The sequence below is a fragment of the Flavobacterium sp. 123 genome (assembly GCF_003634825.1).
Lineage (GTDB): Bacteria > Bacteroidota > Bacteroidia > Flavobacteriales > Flavobacteriaceae > Flavobacterium.
The window spans coordinates 2,483,618-2,500,724 of the sequence record NZ_RBXD01000001.1 but is presented as its reverse complement, the minus strand read 5'-3'; the positions used below and the strand labels follow the sequence as shown (position 1 = coordinate 2,500,724).

At 31.3% G+C, this 17,107-nt stretch carries 19 protein-coding genes; 15 read left to right on the top strand and 4 right to left on the bottom strand.

All coding sequences use genetic code 11. From position 1 onward, the window contains the following. Positions 1-24 precede the first annotated feature (24 nt). Positions 25-2,289 (bottom strand): M1 family metallopeptidase, encoded by a 2,265-nt coding sequence (locus C8C88_RS11035; RefSeq protein ID WP_121338172.1) that lies wholly within the window; start codon positions 2,287-2,289, stop codon positions 25-27. Between the two features lie 169 nt (positions 2,290-2,458). On the opposite strand from C8C88_RS11035, the gene C8C88_RS11030 reads away from it, so the two are divergent. The 3 genes from C8C88_RS11030 (at position 2,459) to C8C88_RS11020 (ending at position 4,499) form a co-directional block, all read left to right on the top strand. Further along, positions 2,459-3,310 (top strand): aldose 1-epimerase family protein, encoded by an 852-nt coding sequence (locus C8C88_RS11030; protein WP_121338171.1) that lies wholly within the window; start codon positions 2,459-2,461, stop codon positions 3,308-3,310. Positions 3,311-3,319: 9 nt separating this feature from the next. Next, entirely contained in the window at positions 3,320-3,871 is a 552-nt protein-coding gene (locus tag C8C88_RS11025; RefSeq protein WP_121338170.1) for a GNAT family N-acetyltransferase, read from the top strand. 76 nt (positions 3,872-3,947) lie between these two features. Beyond that, positions 3,948-4,499, top strand: a complete 552-nt coding sequence (locus C8C88_RS11020; RefSeq protein ID WP_121338169.1) for a DUF3575 domain-containing protein — start codon at positions 3,948-3,950, stop codon at positions 4,497-4,499. On the opposite strand, the gene C8C88_RS11015 is transcribed toward C8C88_RS11020, so the two are convergent. Together C8C88_RS11015 and C8C88_RS11010 are read right to left on the bottom strand one after the other, a co-directional pair. Further along, positions 4,496-4,732, bottom strand: coding sequence for a VF530 family DNA-binding protein (locus C8C88_RS11015; RefSeq protein ID WP_121338168.1), 237 nt, complete (start codon positions 4,730-4,732; stop codon positions 4,496-4,498). The genes C8C88_RS11020 and C8C88_RS11015 overlap by 4 nt on opposite strands. 122 nt (positions 4,733-4,854) lie before the next feature. Next, positions 4,855-5,538 carry an OmpW family protein gene (locus tag C8C88_RS11010; protein WP_121338167.1) on the bottom strand — a complete coding sequence of 228 codons (684 nt, stop codon included), beginning with the start codon at positions 5,536-5,538 and terminating at the stop codon, positions 4,855-4,857. Between the two features lie 145 nt (positions 5,539-5,683). Between C8C88_RS11010 and smpB the strand changes: the two genes are divergently transcribed. Continuing rightward, a complete protein-coding gene (smpB, locus tag C8C88_RS11005; protein ID WP_121338166.1) occupies positions 5,684-6,136 on the top strand; it encodes an SsrA-binding protein SmpB in 453 nt (150 codons plus the stop codon). A gap of 74 nt (positions 6,137-6,210) precedes the next feature. Next, a complete protein-coding gene (locus C8C88_RS11000) occupies positions 6,211-7,260 on the top strand; it encodes a Fic family protein (protein ID WP_121338165.1) in 1,050 nt (349 codons plus the stop codon). A gap of 27 nt (positions 7,261-7,287) precedes the next feature. On the opposite strand, the gene C8C88_RS10995 is transcribed toward C8C88_RS11000, so the two are convergent. Next, entirely contained in the window at positions 7,288-7,929 is a 642-nt protein-coding gene (locus C8C88_RS10995; RefSeq protein ID WP_121338653.1) for a protein-L-isoaspartate(D-aspartate) O-methyltransferase, read from the bottom strand. Positions 7,930-8,073: 144 nt separating this feature from the next. Here C8C88_RS10995 and C8C88_RS10990 point away from each other — a divergent pair, with 144 nt between their 5' ends. The 10 genes from C8C88_RS10990 (at position 8,074) to C8C88_RS10945 (ending at position 17,102) form a co-directional block, all read left to right on the top strand. Beyond that, positions 8,074-9,039 carry a Gfo/Idh/MocA family protein gene (locus C8C88_RS10990; RefSeq protein ID WP_121338164.1) on the top strand — a complete coding sequence of 322 codons (966 nt, stop codon included), beginning with the start codon at positions 8,074-8,076 and terminating at the stop codon, positions 9,037-9,039. An 88-nt stretch (positions 9,040-9,127) separates the two neighbouring features. Continuing rightward, the gene (locus tag C8C88_RS10985; protein WP_121338163.1) at positions 9,128-10,015 is read left to right on the top strand and encodes a 3-hydroxyacyl-CoA dehydrogenase family protein; all 888 of its coding nucleotides are present in this window, start codon (positions 9,128-9,130) and stop codon (positions 10,013-10,015) included. A 1-nt stretch (position 10,016) separates the two neighbouring features. Then, positions 10,017-10,676, top strand: coding sequence for a YggS family pyridoxal phosphate-dependent enzyme (locus C8C88_RS10980; RefSeq protein WP_121338162.1), 660 nt, complete (start codon positions 10,017-10,019; stop codon positions 10,674-10,676). Between the two features lie 41 nt (positions 10,677-10,717). Next, positions 10,718-11,086 (top strand): four helix bundle protein, encoded by a 369-nt coding sequence (locus tag C8C88_RS10975; protein ID WP_121338161.1) that lies wholly within the window; start codon positions 10,718-10,720, stop codon positions 11,084-11,086. 108 nt (positions 11,087-11,194) lie between these two features. After that, complete coding sequence (locus C8C88_RS10970; RefSeq protein WP_121338160.1) at positions 11,195-12,556, top strand: exonuclease domain-containing protein; 1,362 nt, start codon at positions 11,195-11,197, stop codon at positions 12,554-12,556. Between the two features lie 13 nt (positions 12,557-12,569). Further along, positions 12,570-13,496: a tRNA (adenosine(37)-N6)-dimethylallyltransferase MiaA gene (miaA, locus tag C8C88_RS10965; protein ID WP_121338159.1), complete on the top strand. Its 927-nt coding sequence runs from the start codon at positions 12,570-12,572 to the stop codon at positions 13,494-13,496. A 20-nt stretch (positions 13,497-13,516) separates the two neighbouring features. Next, positions 13,517-14,257 carry an acyl-[acyl-carrier-protein] thioesterase gene (locus tag C8C88_RS10960; RefSeq protein ID WP_121338158.1) on the top strand — a complete coding sequence of 247 codons (741 nt, stop codon included), beginning with the start codon at positions 13,517-13,519 and terminating at the stop codon, positions 14,255-14,257. A gap of 97 nt (positions 14,258-14,354) precedes the next feature. After that, positions 14,355-14,948, top strand: a complete 594-nt coding sequence (locus C8C88_RS10955; protein ID WP_121338157.1) for a TetR/AcrR family transcriptional regulator — start codon at positions 14,355-14,357, stop codon at positions 14,946-14,948. Then, positions 14,945-16,195: a TolC family protein gene (locus C8C88_RS10950; RefSeq protein WP_121338156.1), complete on the top strand. Its 1,251-nt coding sequence runs from the start codon at positions 14,945-14,947 to the stop codon at positions 16,193-16,195. The genes C8C88_RS10955 and C8C88_RS10950 overlap by 4 nt, the downstream gene beginning before the upstream one ends. 31 nt (positions 16,196-16,226) lie before the next feature. Next, positions 16,227-17,102, top strand: coding sequence for an HlyD family secretion protein (locus C8C88_RS10945; RefSeq protein WP_121338155.1), 876 nt, complete (start codon positions 16,227-16,229; stop codon positions 17,100-17,102). Positions 17,103-17,107 lie beyond the last annotated feature (5 nt).

The following is a 17,107-nucleotide window of genomic DNA, read 5'->3' as shown; positions in this document are numbered from 1 at the left end:
TTTTTTTATGTAACTAATCCTAAACTATTCTTTTGTAAAAGGAATTTTTTGTTTGTCGCTTAATATCAAATCAAAACCTGTTTTGCTTTCGTTAAATTCAAATTTCAATCCAGCTCTTTTAGATTCAAAAACATCTTTTGCAATTTGTTCTACTGTAAAACTTGGATAATCTGTTATTAACACATTCAAAACACTATTTTTTTCTGTAATAGTAATTTTAATTGGAGCATTTTTATTAGAAAATTTTCCCAAATAGCTATCTAAAATCACATCTTTTTCAACTAAACCAGTAGCTGAAGACCATACATTATTAGCCTCATTATTATCCGGAAAAACATGGTCAGGGTCAATAGTTACGCTTTCAATTTCTTCAGTAGAATCATGTTTAAACGACCAATCTACATTTCGCTGCCATACTTCAACAGGTAATTTCACACGAGTAACTTTTCCGCTTTTAGTTTTTATATCTAAAACAACAGGCATTGCCATTTTTTCAAAATTTTCAATCGAAATAACAACACCACGTTTCGGATCATTTTTAACATACTTTATTGAGTTTACACCTTGATCTAATCGCCAATTGTATTGGAACCATCCTCTCCAAAACCAACCTAAATCTTCTCCTGCAACATTTTCAATAGTTCTGAAAAAATCATCTGGTGTAGGATGTTTGTATGCCCAACGCTCCACATAAGTACGTAAAGCTAAATCAAACCGTTCTGGTCCTAAAACTTGCTCACGCAAAATAACCAATCCTGCACTAGGTTTTGAATAACATAAAAGACCAATATTAGCTTCTTTCATATTATCTGGAGAACTTAAAATAGGTTCATTTTTTGGATTCGTATAATCTTCTGCTTCCTCGTGCAAATCTGTAGGTTTTGGTTTGTATTCCCCATTATTAAAATCTAAAGCACTTAATGAGTTGATAAAAGTATTAAACCCTTCATCCATCCAGCCAAAATAACGTTCGTTAGATCCAACAATCATTGGAAACCAAATGTGACCAAACTCATGATCTGTAACTCCCCATAAATCTTCTCCTTTAGATTCCCATCCACAAAAAACAATTCCTGGATATTCCATCCCTCCTTCGTTTCCTGCAACATTCGTAGCTACTGGATAAGGATATTCAAACCATCTTTTTGAATAATTTTCGATAGATGTCTTAGTATATTCTGTAGAACGTCCCCAAGCATTATCGCCATCACTTTCAACTGGGTAAACAGAAAGTGCTAATGCTTTTTTCCCACTTGGTAAATTAATTTTTGCTCCATCCAAAATAAACGCTGCAGAGGAAGACCAAGAAATATCTCGAGCATTTGTAACTTTATAATGCCATGTTTTAGTAGCGCTTGAAACTAATTTTGATGTAGTTTCAACCTCCGAAGCAGAGCGAATTACAACTGTTTTATCACTTTGTTTTGCCTGAGCTAAACGTTTTTGTTCTTCTGCTGAATATACTGCTGTTGGGTTTAACAATTCACCTGAACAAACTACAATATGATTTGAAGGCGCGGTAATAGTAACATCTAAATCACCATATTCCAAATAAAACTCAGACGCTCCTAAATAAGGGTTTGTATTCCAACCTCTTACATCATCATACACACACATACGTGGATACCACTGTGCAATGGTGAAAATTTTACCATTTTTAGTCTCTAAAACACCCATTCTATCAGAACCTTCAAATGGAGCTATAAATGAAAAATCAATCTTAAGTTTTATAATTCCTCCTTTAGCATTTAATCCTTTAGGAAGAAAAACCTGCATACGAGTATCGCTAATGTTATATTTAGCCTCAGTCTCTGTAGATTTCCCATTGCTGATTGAAATCACTTTAACTGATTTAATTTTATGACCTCCGTCAAAAATTTGACCTTGTGCACCATTTCTACTTCCTGCCAAAGGAACAACAGCATTTCCACGAGAATCAGATTTAAATAAATTTTGATCTAAATTCATCCAAATAAAATCCATTTTGTCTGGACTATTATTGGTGTACGAAAGAATTTCAGTTCCTGTTATTTCATTGTTTTTCTCGTCAAGTTTTGCTGTCAATTGATAGTCCGCTCTGTTTTGCCAATATCCTGGACCTGGTTGTCCACTTGCCGAACGTGTACTTGTTCCATTCTTAGTATAAAAAAACGGTGCAAATGCATCGTGATAATCATACTTTGATACCGATTTTGTTATCGTATTTGAAGGAATATCTTGCGCCCAAACAGACGTGATTCCGAATAATAAAGCCAAGTTTACAATGACTTTGAAGCGAATATTTTTCATTTCTTGTTATTTATATCACAAATAAATGAAAAAAAAGAGAATTTTAAACTACTTAGACAAATTTTGACAGAATTTTATGAAAATAAAATCGAATTAATTCTAATCATTATTAAAATTTATAAAATATATTTACTGTCTAAATTCATTTTTTTAACTAATCAGAGAAATTTTGACAACTACAATACAAAACGCAACTCTAACAGCAGAAATAAATCCTTTTGGAGCCGAATTGATTTCCTTAAAAAACAATAATACTACAGAATACATTTGGGAAGGTAATCCGGATTTCTGGGGGAAGCATTCTCCTATTTTATTTCCAATTGTTGGTACCTTAAAAAACAATTCCTTTTCATATGAAGAAAAAGAATATAATCTTTCTAGACACGGTTTTGCTAGAGATATGACATTCGAATTGATTGACAAAAAAGAAAATAGTGCTACTTTCTGTATAAAATCTTCGGCCGAAACTTTAAAAAAATACCCTTTTGAATTTGAGTTACATCTTATGTATACGCTTCAAAATTCAAGTTTAGACATTGAATATAAAGTAATCAATACTGGTAAATCAAAAATGCCTTTTTCTATTGGAGCTCATCCTGCTTTTGCTTTGCCTGGAAATTTTGAAAACTACTCGATGACATTCGAAAAAGAAGAACCTCTAGAATATTACCTTTTAGAAAACGACTTGATTTCAAATAAAACCAAGACCTTAGAAGTGCATAATAAACAAATTTCACTAACGTATGAATTGTTCAAAAACGATGCTTTAATTTTTAAAACGCTACAATCTAATACGTTGACTATTTTAAAAAATGAAAAGCCACTTTTGAAAGTAAATTTTGAAGATTTTCCAAGTTTAGGAATTTGGACCAAAATGAATGCTCCTTTTATATGTATTGAACCTTGGTTTGGCTATTCGGATACCAATGAAAATTTCGGAAATTTATTTGAAAAAGAAGGCATTCAAATTTTAGATTCAAACAAAATTTTCAATTCAAAATTTAGTATCGAAATTCTTTAATATACTTTTATGTTGACAATCAATTTCTCCCCTTTTCCAATTCTTGAAACAGAACGTCTAATTTTAAGACGTGTTGAGAATACTGATGTAAATGAGATTTTTGCCTTGCGATCGAATCCAGATACAATGAAATACATCCCTAGACCTTTAGTAAAAACTACGGAAGATGCATTAGAACATATTGCAATGATGGAAGGTAAAATAGAAAATAATGAAGCTATAAATTGGGCAATTACTATTAAAGGCAATCCTAAACTTATTGGTGTCATTGGTCATTACAGAATGAAACCAGAAGACTATCGTGCTGAAATAGGTTATATGTTACTCCCTGAATTCAACGGAAAAGGAATTATATCAGAAGCTGTTAAAGAAGTAGTTCAATACGGATTCAAAATAATGAAATTACATTCCATTGAGGCAATTATTGCTCCTGAAAATTATGCATCAGCCAAAGTTTTAGAAAAAAATGGATTTATTAAAGAAGCACATTTAAAAGAAAATCAATTTTATGAAGGCCGTTTTTTAGATACAGTCATTTATTCTATTTTGAACAAACACTAACAAAATAGCTGATATAATATAAAAAAATAATTTATCGCTATCTATTATCTTTATATTTGCACCACAAATTCACACCATGAAAAAAATATTTATTGTTATTGTTCTCTTCTTTTCTATTCATTCCCAAAGCCAGACTTATATAAAAGTAAATGCTTTAACTACTCTACTAACAATTCCAAATATTGGTATTGAAACAAGTATAGGCAAGAAATCAACATTTCAATTTGATATTTTAGCTTCTCCATGGAAGTCATTAAAAGGTAAACCTGCTCAATTTTATGTTTTTATCCCTGAATATAGATACCATTTTCATGAAAAAAATAATGGTTTTTATGTTGGAGCACACATTGGAGCAACAAAATTTAATTTTCAGAAATGGAATTATTTAAATACAGACAAATATGAAAAAGGTTTTGGATATGTAATAGGCGCAACCATTGGATACCAAACTAAAATAAACGATAAATTTGGTTTAGACTGCTTTCTTGGAGCTGGAAACCAACAAGGGTTTTACAAAGGCTATTATCTAAGTACTGGAGAACGTTACGAAACAGCGAAACATTACAATAAAAGTGGCGAATGGCTACCCTACAGAGGAGGAGTTATGGTTACCTATCGTTTAAATTAAACACTTTTATTAAACTTTGGAAGTGTCTTAACATACAATTGTTCTACTTTTTTTCGGGCCCAATCTGTCTTTCTTAGAAAAGTCAAACTCGATTTCACACTTGGGTTTTCATTAAAACATTTAATTTTAATGAGCTCTCCTAAGGTATCAAAACCATAAAATTCTACTAATTCTTCTACTATTTTCTGGAGAGTAATTCCATGCAAAAGATCTTTTGATGCTTTGTTTTCCATTCAACAAAGATACTGAATCACATATAATAAATTTGGAGCGCCAATAATTTAAAACTAGTTGAAGCATAAAAAAAGCCACTATCTCACAATAATGACTTTTTTAATTTGTATAAAAATATTTTTTAGAATTTCATCCCTATTCCCATTCCTAAAACTAAAGGGTTTATTGTAACATCAGCAGGAATACTTAATCCTGTAGCTAAATTAGAGGCGTCAACAGTAACATCTGTTTTTAAGAATAGTTTTTTGGCATCAAGATTAATAAAAAATTTATCACATAACATTAAATCAAATCCTACTTGAAAAGCATATCCAACATTGTTTTTGTATGAAACATTTTTCACAACTCCACCTTGATCTGCATTATAAAAAATAGTATAATTCAAACCTGCTCCTACATATGGTTTAAATATTTTTTCTGAAAACGGTGTAAAATGATACTGAGCTGTTAATGTTGGAGGTAATAACCAAACATTCCCTAAATCAACATTAAAATTAGTAGGCCCACCTATTGCTGAAATATCAGAACCAACTGTGTTTACATCGTGTTTTGAAGTTCCTAAAATCAGTTCTGCGGCAAAGTGTTCTGTAAAAAAATAAGTGAAATCTAATTCTGGAATAACCGTATTAGAAATGGCAACATCACCACCAATTATTCCAATTTTAGCACTTTCATAAGGAATTACAGCAACTCCTCTTAAACGTGCCTGCCATTTTTTAAAATCTTTTGTAGTATTCTCTTCTTTAGTTTGAGCATTCAAAGTCATAAAAGACACCGCAAAAAAGGCAAAAATTACTTTTTTCATATTTTATAGATTTAGAATTATTCCGACAAAATTATATGCAACACTTGTTTTAAAAGCTGATATAAATCATGTTTCAAAATTAATTTCAGTTAATTCGGACTTATTTACTTTAGAAATTTTTTTTTTGTTATACTTTTGTCCTCCTATGCTAAAAACAGTCAACATACAGAATAAAAGAGCCCGTTTCGATTATGAAATAATTGAAACTTTTACGGCGGGAATTGTTTTAGCAGGAACTGAAATAAAGTCAATTAGACTTGGTAAAGCCAATATAACAGAAAGTTTTTGTGAATTTAATAACAATGAACTTTTTGCTATCAATACTTATATTGAAGAATATGCTTTTGGTAATCAATTTAACCATAAATCCAGAAGCGAAAGAAAACTCTTATTGAACAAAAGAGAATTAAAAAGTTTAGCCCGAAGTGTTCAAGCAAAAGGTCTTACCATTATTCCTTTAAAATTATTTACAAATGAAAAAGGAATGGCCAAACTACAAATTGGTCTTTGTAAAGGGAAGAAAACCTATGACAAGCGTGAATCTCTAAAAGAGCAAGATACTAAACGTGATTTAGACCGTATAAAAAAATCATTTTAAATTAATAAGACAAAAATATTTTTTTATTAAAAAATTGACTAAATTTGTCATGACAATTTAAATTTTTAAAAACAATGAAAACACTACTCAAAAATGCAAGAGAACTAAAAGGACTCAAAACTAGAGAAGTGGCACAACGATCAGGAATTGACCAAGCTTTAATCAGTAAATTTGAAAGCGGCTCAAGAAAACCTACGAGAGATCAAGTTCTAAAACTTGCGACCTTACTTGAAATAGATTTAGAGACAATAATGGTAGCTTGGCTTAAAGAAAAAATTCTTTATGAAATAGGTCAAGATGAATTTGCACTAAAAGCATTACAGGTTGCAGAAGATGAAATAAGATACCAAAGTAAAGCCGCAAAGAAAAGCCTATCAACTACATTACAAAAAATTCTAGATGAAATTGATATCTTAAAAACCAAGTTAGATTCATTCAGAGCCTTTGATAGTTATCGTATTGCTCAGGCATTAGAATTAGAATATACTTTTGAAAGTAACCGTATCGAAGGAAACACTATGACACTTCGGGAGACTGATTTGGTTATCAATGAAGGCTTGACGATATCAGGCAAAAGTATGCGCGAGCATCTTGAAGTAATTAATCATCAAGAAGCAATTGCTTACGTCAAAGAATTGATGCAAAAAAACACTCTGATCAATGAACGAGAAGTACTTTCAATTCACAATCTTATTCTAAGAGGAATTCATCCAGAAGATGCTGGTCGTTATAGAAAAGTCCAAGTGATGATTCAAGGAAGTAGCCATATGCCTCCGCAACCGTTTCTAGTTGCCAAAGAAATGGAAGATTTTTTCATTTGGTTTGAAACCAATAAAAACAATCTACATCCAATTGTTTTGGCTGCTGAAATGCATGAGCGTTTAGTCACCATTCATCCATTTATAGATGGAAACGGCAGAACTTCTCGTTTAGTTATGAACTTAATTTTGTTGCAACATGGTTATATAATTGCCAACATAAAAGGTGATTATGAAAGTAGAATGCAATACTACCAAGCACTTGAAACTGCTCAAACTAAAAACAATAAGGAAGATTTTATTCTTTTTATTGCTCAAATGGAGAAAGAAAGTTTAGAACGTTATATCAGTATTATTGGCCAATAAAAAACCCGCTAGTTAGCGGGTTTTACTTTAATTTTTATCTTCTAATAAAGGTACAAAACGAAACTCTCCAAACTCATGTTTTTCAAATTGTGTTTCATTTTTCCGAATTAATAAAGTCATTACTTGAACATCTTCCCCTAAAGGAATTACTAACCTTCCTCCTATTTTCAATTGTGCCATTAATGGTTGCGGTATAATTGGCGCACCAGCAGTAACAATAATACTATCAAAAGGAGCATAACTAGGCAATCCTTTATAACCATCACCAAAAGAAAGATGCTTCGGACGAATTCCTAATTTTGGAAACAAAACATTAGTTTTTTTGAACAATTCATTTTGACGTTCCACACTATATACTTTGGCTCCCATAGCGCACAAAACAGCTGTTTGATAACCAGAACCTGTTCCTATTTCTAAAATTTTATCCTCTTTCTTTACTTCTAATAATTGAGACTGAAAAGCAACAGTATAAGGCTGAGATATAGTTTGACCAGCGCCAATAGGGAAAGCTTTGTCCTGATATGCATAATCTTCAAAACTAGAATTCAAAAATAAATGCCTCGGGATTTTTTTTATCGCTTCCAAAACAGCCTTGTCGGTAATTCCTTTTTGTTGCAAAGTGCTTACTAATTGATTCCGAAGGCCTTGATGTTTTGCTGTGTCTTTCAAAATTTGGAGTTTTATTTTGGTAAAAATAGAAAACAATTTCTAATTTCAGATATTGAATTTTAAAATTAAAATTGATTAAATAATTGTTCCATATCAATAATTTTTTAATCAATTAATTGCTATTTTTGTAGAAATTACATCATTATGCTGAAAATTGGAGTATTAGGTGCAGGGCATCTAGGTAAAATACATTTGCGCTTATTGCAACAATCTGAAAAATATGAATTAGTTGGTTTTTATGATGAAAATCAAGAAAATGGAGCTAAAATTGCTGCTGAGTTTGGATACAAACAATTTGATACCATCGCCAAATTAATTCACGCTGTTGACGTTATAGATATCGTAACTCCTACCCTTTCGCATTACAAATGTGCGAAAGTTTCAATCAAATCCGGAAAACACGTATTTATTGAAAAACCCATTTCAACAACTGTTGAAGAAGCCGAAGAAATTATCGCTTTATCAAAAGAATATAATATAAAAGGACAAGTTGGTCATGTAGAACGATTCAATCCTGCTTTCATTGCTACTAAAAACATGATTGAAAATCCTATGTTTATTGAAGCACATCGTTTAGCTGAATTCAATCCTCGTGGAACTGATGTTCCTGTGGTTCTTGATTTAATGATTCATGATATTGATGCCATTTTGAGCGTAGTAAAATCTAAGGTAAAAAATATCAATGCCAGCGGTGTTTCTGTTATCAGTGAAACTCCTGATATTGCTAATGCCCGAATTGAATTTGAAAATGGCTGTGTAGCAAATTTAACTGCAAGCAGAATTTCGATGAAAAACATGCGTAAATCAAGATTTTTTCAAAAAGATGCCTATATCTCTGTTGATTTTCTAGAAAAGAAATGTGAAGTCGTAAAAATGAAAGATGCTCCGGAAGTACCTGGAGATTTCGATATGATTTTACAAAACGCTGAAGGTGTCAAAAAGCAAATCTACTTTTCAAACCCTAATGTAGAACAAAACAATGCTATTCTGGATGAATTAGAATCATTTGCAGATGCTATTAATAACAACACAACTCCAGTTGTTACTTTAGAACAAGCAACTGATGCTTTGAGAGTAGCCTATCAAATTATCGATTGTTTTAAAAAATAAAACTGGAAATTTGATTCAAAGTTTAAGGTTTAAAGTTGCGCTAGAGAACTTTAAACTTTAAACTTTTTTAACTTTAAACAAAACACAAATGAAAACAATCGCCGTAATCGGAGCTGGAACAATGGGTAACGGAATTGCTCATACATTTGCCCAAAGTGGTTTCACCGTAAAATTAATTGATGTTTCAGAAAAGTCACTAGATAAAGGAATGGCTACTATTGCAGCCAATTTAGATCGAATGTTAGCCAGAGGAACTATCACTCAAGAAGATGTTGTAAAAACAATTACAAATATTATAACCTATACTGACATCAAAGATGGTGTTGTAGGTGTTGATTTAGTGGTTGAAGCAGCAACCGAAAACGTAGCGTTAAAACTGAATATTTTCAAGCAATTAAACGAAGCTTGTTCTCACAATACTATTTTAGCAACGAATACTTCTTCTATTTCCATTACACAAATTGGTGCTGTTGTAGCGCATCCAGAGCGAGTGATTGGAATGCACTTTATGAATCCAGTGCCAATTATGAAATTAGTCGAAATCATTCGCGGATACAATACTAGCGATGAAGTGACGAAAATCATCATGAATTTATCCGAAAAATTAGGTAAAACGCCTGTTGAAGTTAACGATTATCCTGGTTTTGTAGCTAATAGAATTTTGATGCCTATGATCAACGAAGCCATCGAAACACTATACAATAAAGTAGCTGGTGTTTATGAAATTGACACCGTGATGAAACTCGGAATGGTACATCCGATGGGACCATTGCAACTAGCTGATTTTATTGGATTAGACGTTTGTTTGGCGATTCTAAACGTAATGTATGACGGATTCAAAAACCCAAAATATGCGCCTTGTCCACTATTAGTAAATATGGTTCGCGCAGGTAAAATGGGTGTAAAATCTGGTGAAGGTTTCTACGATTATAGCGAAAGTAAAAAAGCAGAAAAGATTGCTAAACAATTTATTTAATATGTCAATAGCACAAAACCTCTTAAAAATAAAATCCACATTAGCTGAACATGTAACTCTGGTAGCGGTTTCAAAAACCAAACCTATTTCCGATTTGATGGAAGCTTACGATGCGGGTCAACGCATTTTTGGTGAAAATAAAATCCAGGAAATGGCAGAGAAATGGGAAGCGATGCCAAAAGACATTCAATGGCACATGATTGGTCACGTGCAGTCGAATAAAGTCAAATTTATGGCGCCTTTCGTGAGTTTAATTCACGGAATAGACAGCCTTAAATTATTAGAAGAAATCAATAAACAAGCGCTCAAAAACAATAGAATTATAGATTGTTTGCTTCAAATATATATTGCAGAAGAAGAAAGTAAATTTGGACTTGACGAAGAAGAATTAAATGAAATTCTAGCTTCTGAATCATTTCAGAAAATGAAAAACATTCGAATTGTTGGATTAATGGGAATGGCAACTTTTACGGATAACCAAAACCAAATCAAGAAAGAATTTACCCATTTGAAAGCTATCTTTGATAATTTGAAATCCAAGCAAACTGCAAACTTACAACTGAACACTATTTCTATGGGAATGTCAGGTGATTATAAACTGGCTATTGATTGTGGTAGCACGATGGTTAGAATAGGAAGTAGTATCTTTGGAGGACGATAAATTTCAATGGCAATTTCAATTTCAATAAAAAATTAAAAAAAATGGAAGTTAATGAGCCTAACTTTGATAAAATTTACAATTTTGAAGATAGATTAGTTCGATTTGCTGGCGAATGTATTTTCTTTGTTAGAAAATTAGAAAAGTCATATGAAATTGAATATTATAAAAATCAACTAATTAGATCTTCAGGTAGTTCTTCTTTAAATTATGGAGAAGCTCAAGGAACGATTACAAGCAAGGATTTTATTTTTAAAGTCTCCCTTTCTGTTAAGGAACTGAAAGAATCAAGAAATTCTTTAAAAGTTCTTGATTACATAAAAGCAGGAGATTTAGAAGAACGAAAGTGGCTATTAACAGAAGTTGAAGAGCTTATAGCAATCGCTTCAAAAATGATAAATAATAAAAAATAATTCAATAACAATTTCAATGGCAATTCCAATTTTCAATTTATAAAAATTAACGTTTAAATTTAAAATTACTATTCTCATTGATTTTTGAAATTGACATTGACATTAAAAATGTACGCAATACTTGACATAGAAACCACTGGAGGACAATTTAACGAAGAAGGAATCACTGAAATCGCCATCTACAAATTTGATGGTCATGAAGTTGTGGATCAGTTCATTAGTTTAGTTAATCCTGAAATTCCCATTCAGCCGTTTGTAGTAAAACTGACTGGCATAAATAATGCTATGTTACGTTCTGCTCCTAAGTTTTTTGAAGTAGCAAAACGCATTATCGAAATGACAAATGATTGCGTAATAGTAGCACATAATGCTTCTTTTGATTACAGAATTTTACGAACTGAATTCAGAAGATTAGGCTATGATTTTCAAGCTAAAACAATTTGTACTGTAGAACTTTCTAAAAAATTAATTCCAGAACAACCTTCTTATAGTTTAGGAAAATTAGTTCGTGCTTTAGGAATCCCAATGGCGGACAGACATAGAGCTAGTGGCGACGCTATGGCTACTACGAAGCTGTTCAAAATGCTTCTGGAAAAAGACTTATCCAAAGAAATTATTAAGGACTTTATTAAGCTCGAAATCGAAAAAGGAATTTCTCCAAAATTATTGGATATTGTTGAGCATTTACCTTCTAAAACAGGAATCTATTATGTTCATAATGAAAAAGGAAATCTAATTTATATTGGCAAAAGCCGAAATATAAAAAAGCGAATTAATCAGCATTTCACTGGGAATTCAACCAAATGTAAAAAAATTCAAGCTGGAGTTTTTGCTGTAACCTACGAAGAAACCGGAAGCGAATTAATTGCACTTTTGAAAGAAAGCGAAGAGATAAAAATCAATAAACCCATACTCAATAGAGCGCAACGAAAAAGTATTTTTCAATGGGCTTTATATGTTGAAAAAGATGAAAATGGCTATTTGAATTTAAGCCTGCAAAAAGCAGACGGTCGGAAAAAAGAAATTACTTCATTTGCTACATTGCAAGAAGGCAAAAATGCTTTATTCCGAATTACTGCAAGTCACCATTTATGCCAAAAATTGACAGGATTGTATCAAACTAAAAAAGACTGTTTTCAATATAAAATAAAAGAATGCGATGGGGCTTGCATTGGCAAAGTTCCTACAGCGGAATACAATCTGAGAGTTCAAGAGTTTATCGATAAGAATAGTTTCGAGAATCAAAACCTTATTCTTGTTGACAGAGGAAGAACAATCAATGAACGTTCCGCGGTTTTAATAGAAAATGGTATTTATAAAGGTTATGCTTTTTATGATTTGAACTATCAAATCAGTAATATCGAAATTCTAAAAAACATCATTATTCCTATGCAAAACAACCGTGATGTTAAGACTATTATTCAAAGTTACATCCGAAAAAGCAAAACATTAAAAGTGATTTCGTTTTAATATATTTAACTAAATGAAATACTTAATCACTATTATAGGTCCTACTGCAATTGGAAAAACGGCTCTAAGTATCACTTTAGCACAACATTTCAAATGCGCCATTATTTCGTGTGATAGTCGGCAATTTTTTAAAGAAATGACAATAGGAACTGCTGTTCCAAGTCCAGAAGAATTAGCTTCGGCAACACATCATTTCATTCAAAACAAATCGATTCATGAGGATTATTCTGTTGGTGATTTCGAAAAAGAAGCTATTGCCAAACTTAATGAATTGTATCAAAATAATGATTATGTAATTCTGGTAGGTGGTTCTGGCTTGTATGTCGATGCAATTTTAAAAGGTTTCGATGAGTTTCCAGATATTGATTCTTCGGTACGATTGAATGTGAATTCAAATTATGAAAAATTAGGTATCGGTTATTTACAACAACAACTTCAAACTTTGGATCCTGATTATTTTGAAAAAATAAAAACAGAAAATCCACAAACCCTTCAAAACCCGCAACGAATGATGCGCTTTGTAGAAGTTTGTATTGGAACTGGAAAACCCTATTCTTCTTTTTTAAATCAAAAGAAAAACAACCGAAACTTCACTCCTATCATCATTGGATTAGAAGCCGAAAGAAGCGTTATTTATGACCGAATCAATCAACGGGTTGATATTATGGTCAAAGAAGGGCTGATTGAAGAAGCTAAAAAATTATATCCAAACAAAGATTTAAATGCCTTACAAACTGTAGGATATCGCGAATTATTTAGTCATTTTGATGGAGATTTCAGTCTTGCTTTTGCTATCGAAGAAATCAAAAAAAACACACGCCGATTTTCAAAACGTCAACTGACTTGGTTCAAAAGAACTGAGAATACTAAATGGTTTGATTATCTAGAAGATAGAACTAAAATTATAGAATATATCACAAAAACAATTCATAATTCATAATTCATAATTCATAATTATATATGCCAATTTCACCAGACTTCACTTCCATTCTAAGCAAAGATTGGGAAATAAATTTTACGCAATGCGCACCTAATGGCTATTTAAAATACACTGAATTATGTAATTTATTACAATTAACTGCAGCTGCACATTCTGAAATTGGAGGTATCAGTTTTTCGGATATGCAAGAATTTAATCAGGCGTGGGTGTTGAGTAGAATGCGGGTTGAAATCATCGATTTACCTAAATGGCGAGATACCGTTACCGTAAAAACCTGGATTAATTCATTAGAAAATTCGCGTTCCGTTCGTGCCTTAGAAATGTATGTAAATGGCAAAAAGATTGTAGGTTCCGAAACATTTTGGGCTGTTTTCAATACTGAAAAACGAAGACCAGAAACATTAGCTCTTCCCTATGAACATTTTGAATTGTATCCCGATACAAAAGCTACTGTGGAAACATTTTCAAAAATTAATATTACTCATGAAAAAGAAATGCTTTTTGAGAGAACCGTTTGTTTATCTGATTTAGATATTGTCAATCACGCTAATAATGTAAAATATTTCGAATGGTGCTTAGATTTAGTTGATGAAAAATTAATTCTAAACCAACAAATAGAAAGTTTTGAAATGAATTTTCTAAAAGAATTATCTCTAAAAGACAAGGTATCCATTCACGAAAATATAAATGAAGACAACACTATTTTTAGCATAACAAAAGAGGATAAAACTAGTTTTGCTTTGCAACTAAACTGGAAATAAAAAGCTCAAACTAACTATTTTAAAAGTATTTCGATTTGAAATACTTTTTTTAATTATCTTTGTTAACCAAACGGTTAAACCTAATAGTTAAATCACAATGACAACTGAAGAAAAAATATTTAACGCTGCTCGAATTGTATTTCAAAAAAAAGGATTTGCTGGAGCAAGAATGCAAGAAATAGCAGATGAAGCTGGAATTAATAAAGCGATGCTTCATTATTGTTTCAAAAACAAACAATCCCTGTTTGAGGCTGTATTTATAAAAGCTTTCGGTCAATTAGCGCCACAGATTAATTTAATTTTCAATTCAGAAGAAACTGTTTTCAATAAAATAAAAAAATTTACGGATAGCTATATTTCATTTGTAATTGAACACCCTTTTCTACCTCAATTTGTAATCCAAGAAATGAATAACAATCCAGAGTTTGTACTGAAATTTTTAACTAACACAAACAGACCAAACCCTACCCATATGATTCTTCAAATTGAAAAAGAAATAGCAGATGGAATCATAAAACCAATTCAACCTAAACAATTATTATTAGATATTTTTTCGATGACCGTATTCCCTTTTGCTGCTCAAATGATGGTAAAAGGAATTCTACAAATTTCAGATGATGAATTCAATCAAATGATGGAAATTAGAAAAATGAGTATTGCTGAACAAATTATTAATTCCATAAAAAAATGAAACAATTAAGTCTACTATTCATTCTATTAGCTACACAACTTTCCATTTCACAGCAAAAAATCACTTTAGAGGATTGTTATGTATTAGCGAATAAAAATTATCCTTTGGCTAAACAAACAGAATTGTTACAACAAAAAACAGGTTCCGAAATTGAAGCACTAAACAAAGGAAAACTTCCAAGAATTGATTTGAATGCACAAGCAACTTATCAATCTGATGTGACAGGATTACCAATTGTTATGCCTAATGTGACTCCACTAAATAAAGATCAATATCGAGCAACAGTAGACATCAATCAACTTTTATATAATGGAGGAGTAATTGCTAGTAATACAAAACTAAAACAAGCACAAACCCAAACGCAACAACAACAAGTTCAAGTTAATTTATATCAAATAAAATCAAAAATTAATCAATTATACTTTTCCCTTTTGTTACTACAAGAACGAAAATCAATTTTAATATCCAAGCAAGAACAATTGCTTTCAAAAATTAGAGAAGTAAAAACAGGCGTTAAATTTGGCGCTATTCTTCCTGCTTCTGAGAAAATACTTGAAGCCGAAAACTTAAAAATACAACAACAATTAACTGAAATTCAGTTTGATAAAAAGAAGCTTTTAAGCAATTTATCTACATTAATTTTCAGTTCCTTAGATGAAAATATGATTATAGTGAAACCTATCATTTCAAACACTTTTGATAAAGAAATAAATCGTCCGGAACTAAAATTATTCGATTTACAAAACCAGCAAATAGAAGTTTCAAAAGAAGTAATTTCAAAAAACAACCTCCCTAAAATAAATGCGTTTGGTCAAGCTGGTTATGGAAATCCCGGATTAAATATGTTAGACAACTCCTTTCAAACTTTCTATATGTTAGGATTAAAAGCAAATTGGAATGTATTTGACTGGAATAAATCCAAAAATGAAAAACAAGCACTTTCTATTTCAAAAGAAATTGTAGCTACAGAAAAAGAAACCTTTTTGTTAAATAATAACTTGCAATTGCAAGAAATAAAAAACGAAATAAAAAAGGCGGAAGCCATTATTGCTGCAGATTCAGAAATAATTACTTTACGAGAATCAATAGAAAAATCATCCGATTCACAATTACGAAATGGAGTCATCACCGCTTCGGAATATCTAGTGGAATTGACTAATTTATATGAAGCAAAAATCAATCAAAAAGTTCATGAAATACAATTGGTCTTAGCTAAAGCAAATTATCAAATAAGCAACGGAAACTAAAACAATTTAAATGTTTAATCGAAGTAAAACTATGAAAACAACCTATACATTATTAATCCTAATCAGCTTAATTTCTTGTTCCAAAAATAATGACAAAGCAGATGGATACGGAAATTTTGAAGCAACAGAAGTAACTATTTCGGCGGAAGCCAATGGAAAAATAAACTATTTAAAATTAGAAGAAGGAGATATTCTAGAATCAAATACTGTAGTTGGTTTAGTTGATACCACACAACTCTATTTCAACAAACAACAATTAATCGCCTCTAAAGCAAGCATTAATTCAAAATCTAAAAATGTATTATCCCAAATCAATGTATTAAAAGAGCAACTTAAAACAACATTGATTGAGCAAAAGAGAATTCAAAATATGTTTGCCGAAAATGCGGCTACAAAACGTCAGGTCGATGAAATTATAGGCAAAGTAAACGTACTAAATGAACAGATAAAAAGTGTTAAAACACAAGATGCTCCTATCATAAACGACATCAAATCAATTCATGTTCAGATTGAAAAAATTAACGATCAAATTAAAAAAAGTAAAATTGAAAACCCAATAAAAGGAACCGTTTTAGCCAAATATACGGAACCAAATGAAGTAACTTCTTTTGGAAAACCATTGTATAAAATTGCAGATATTTCCGAAATGAATTTGCGCGTTTATATCAGTGAAACTCAATTAGCTCAAATAAAAGTAGGACAAAATGTGACTGTTAAAATTGATGCTAAAGATAAAATGAAATCCTACCCAGGAACAATTTCATGGATTGCCTCCTCTGCAGAATTTACTCCAAAAATAATTCAAACTAAAGAAGAAAGAGCCAATCTTGTTTATGCTGTCAAAATTAAAGTAAAAAATGATGGTAGTTTAAAAATAGGAATGCCAGCCGAAATGTGGATTAAATAAATATA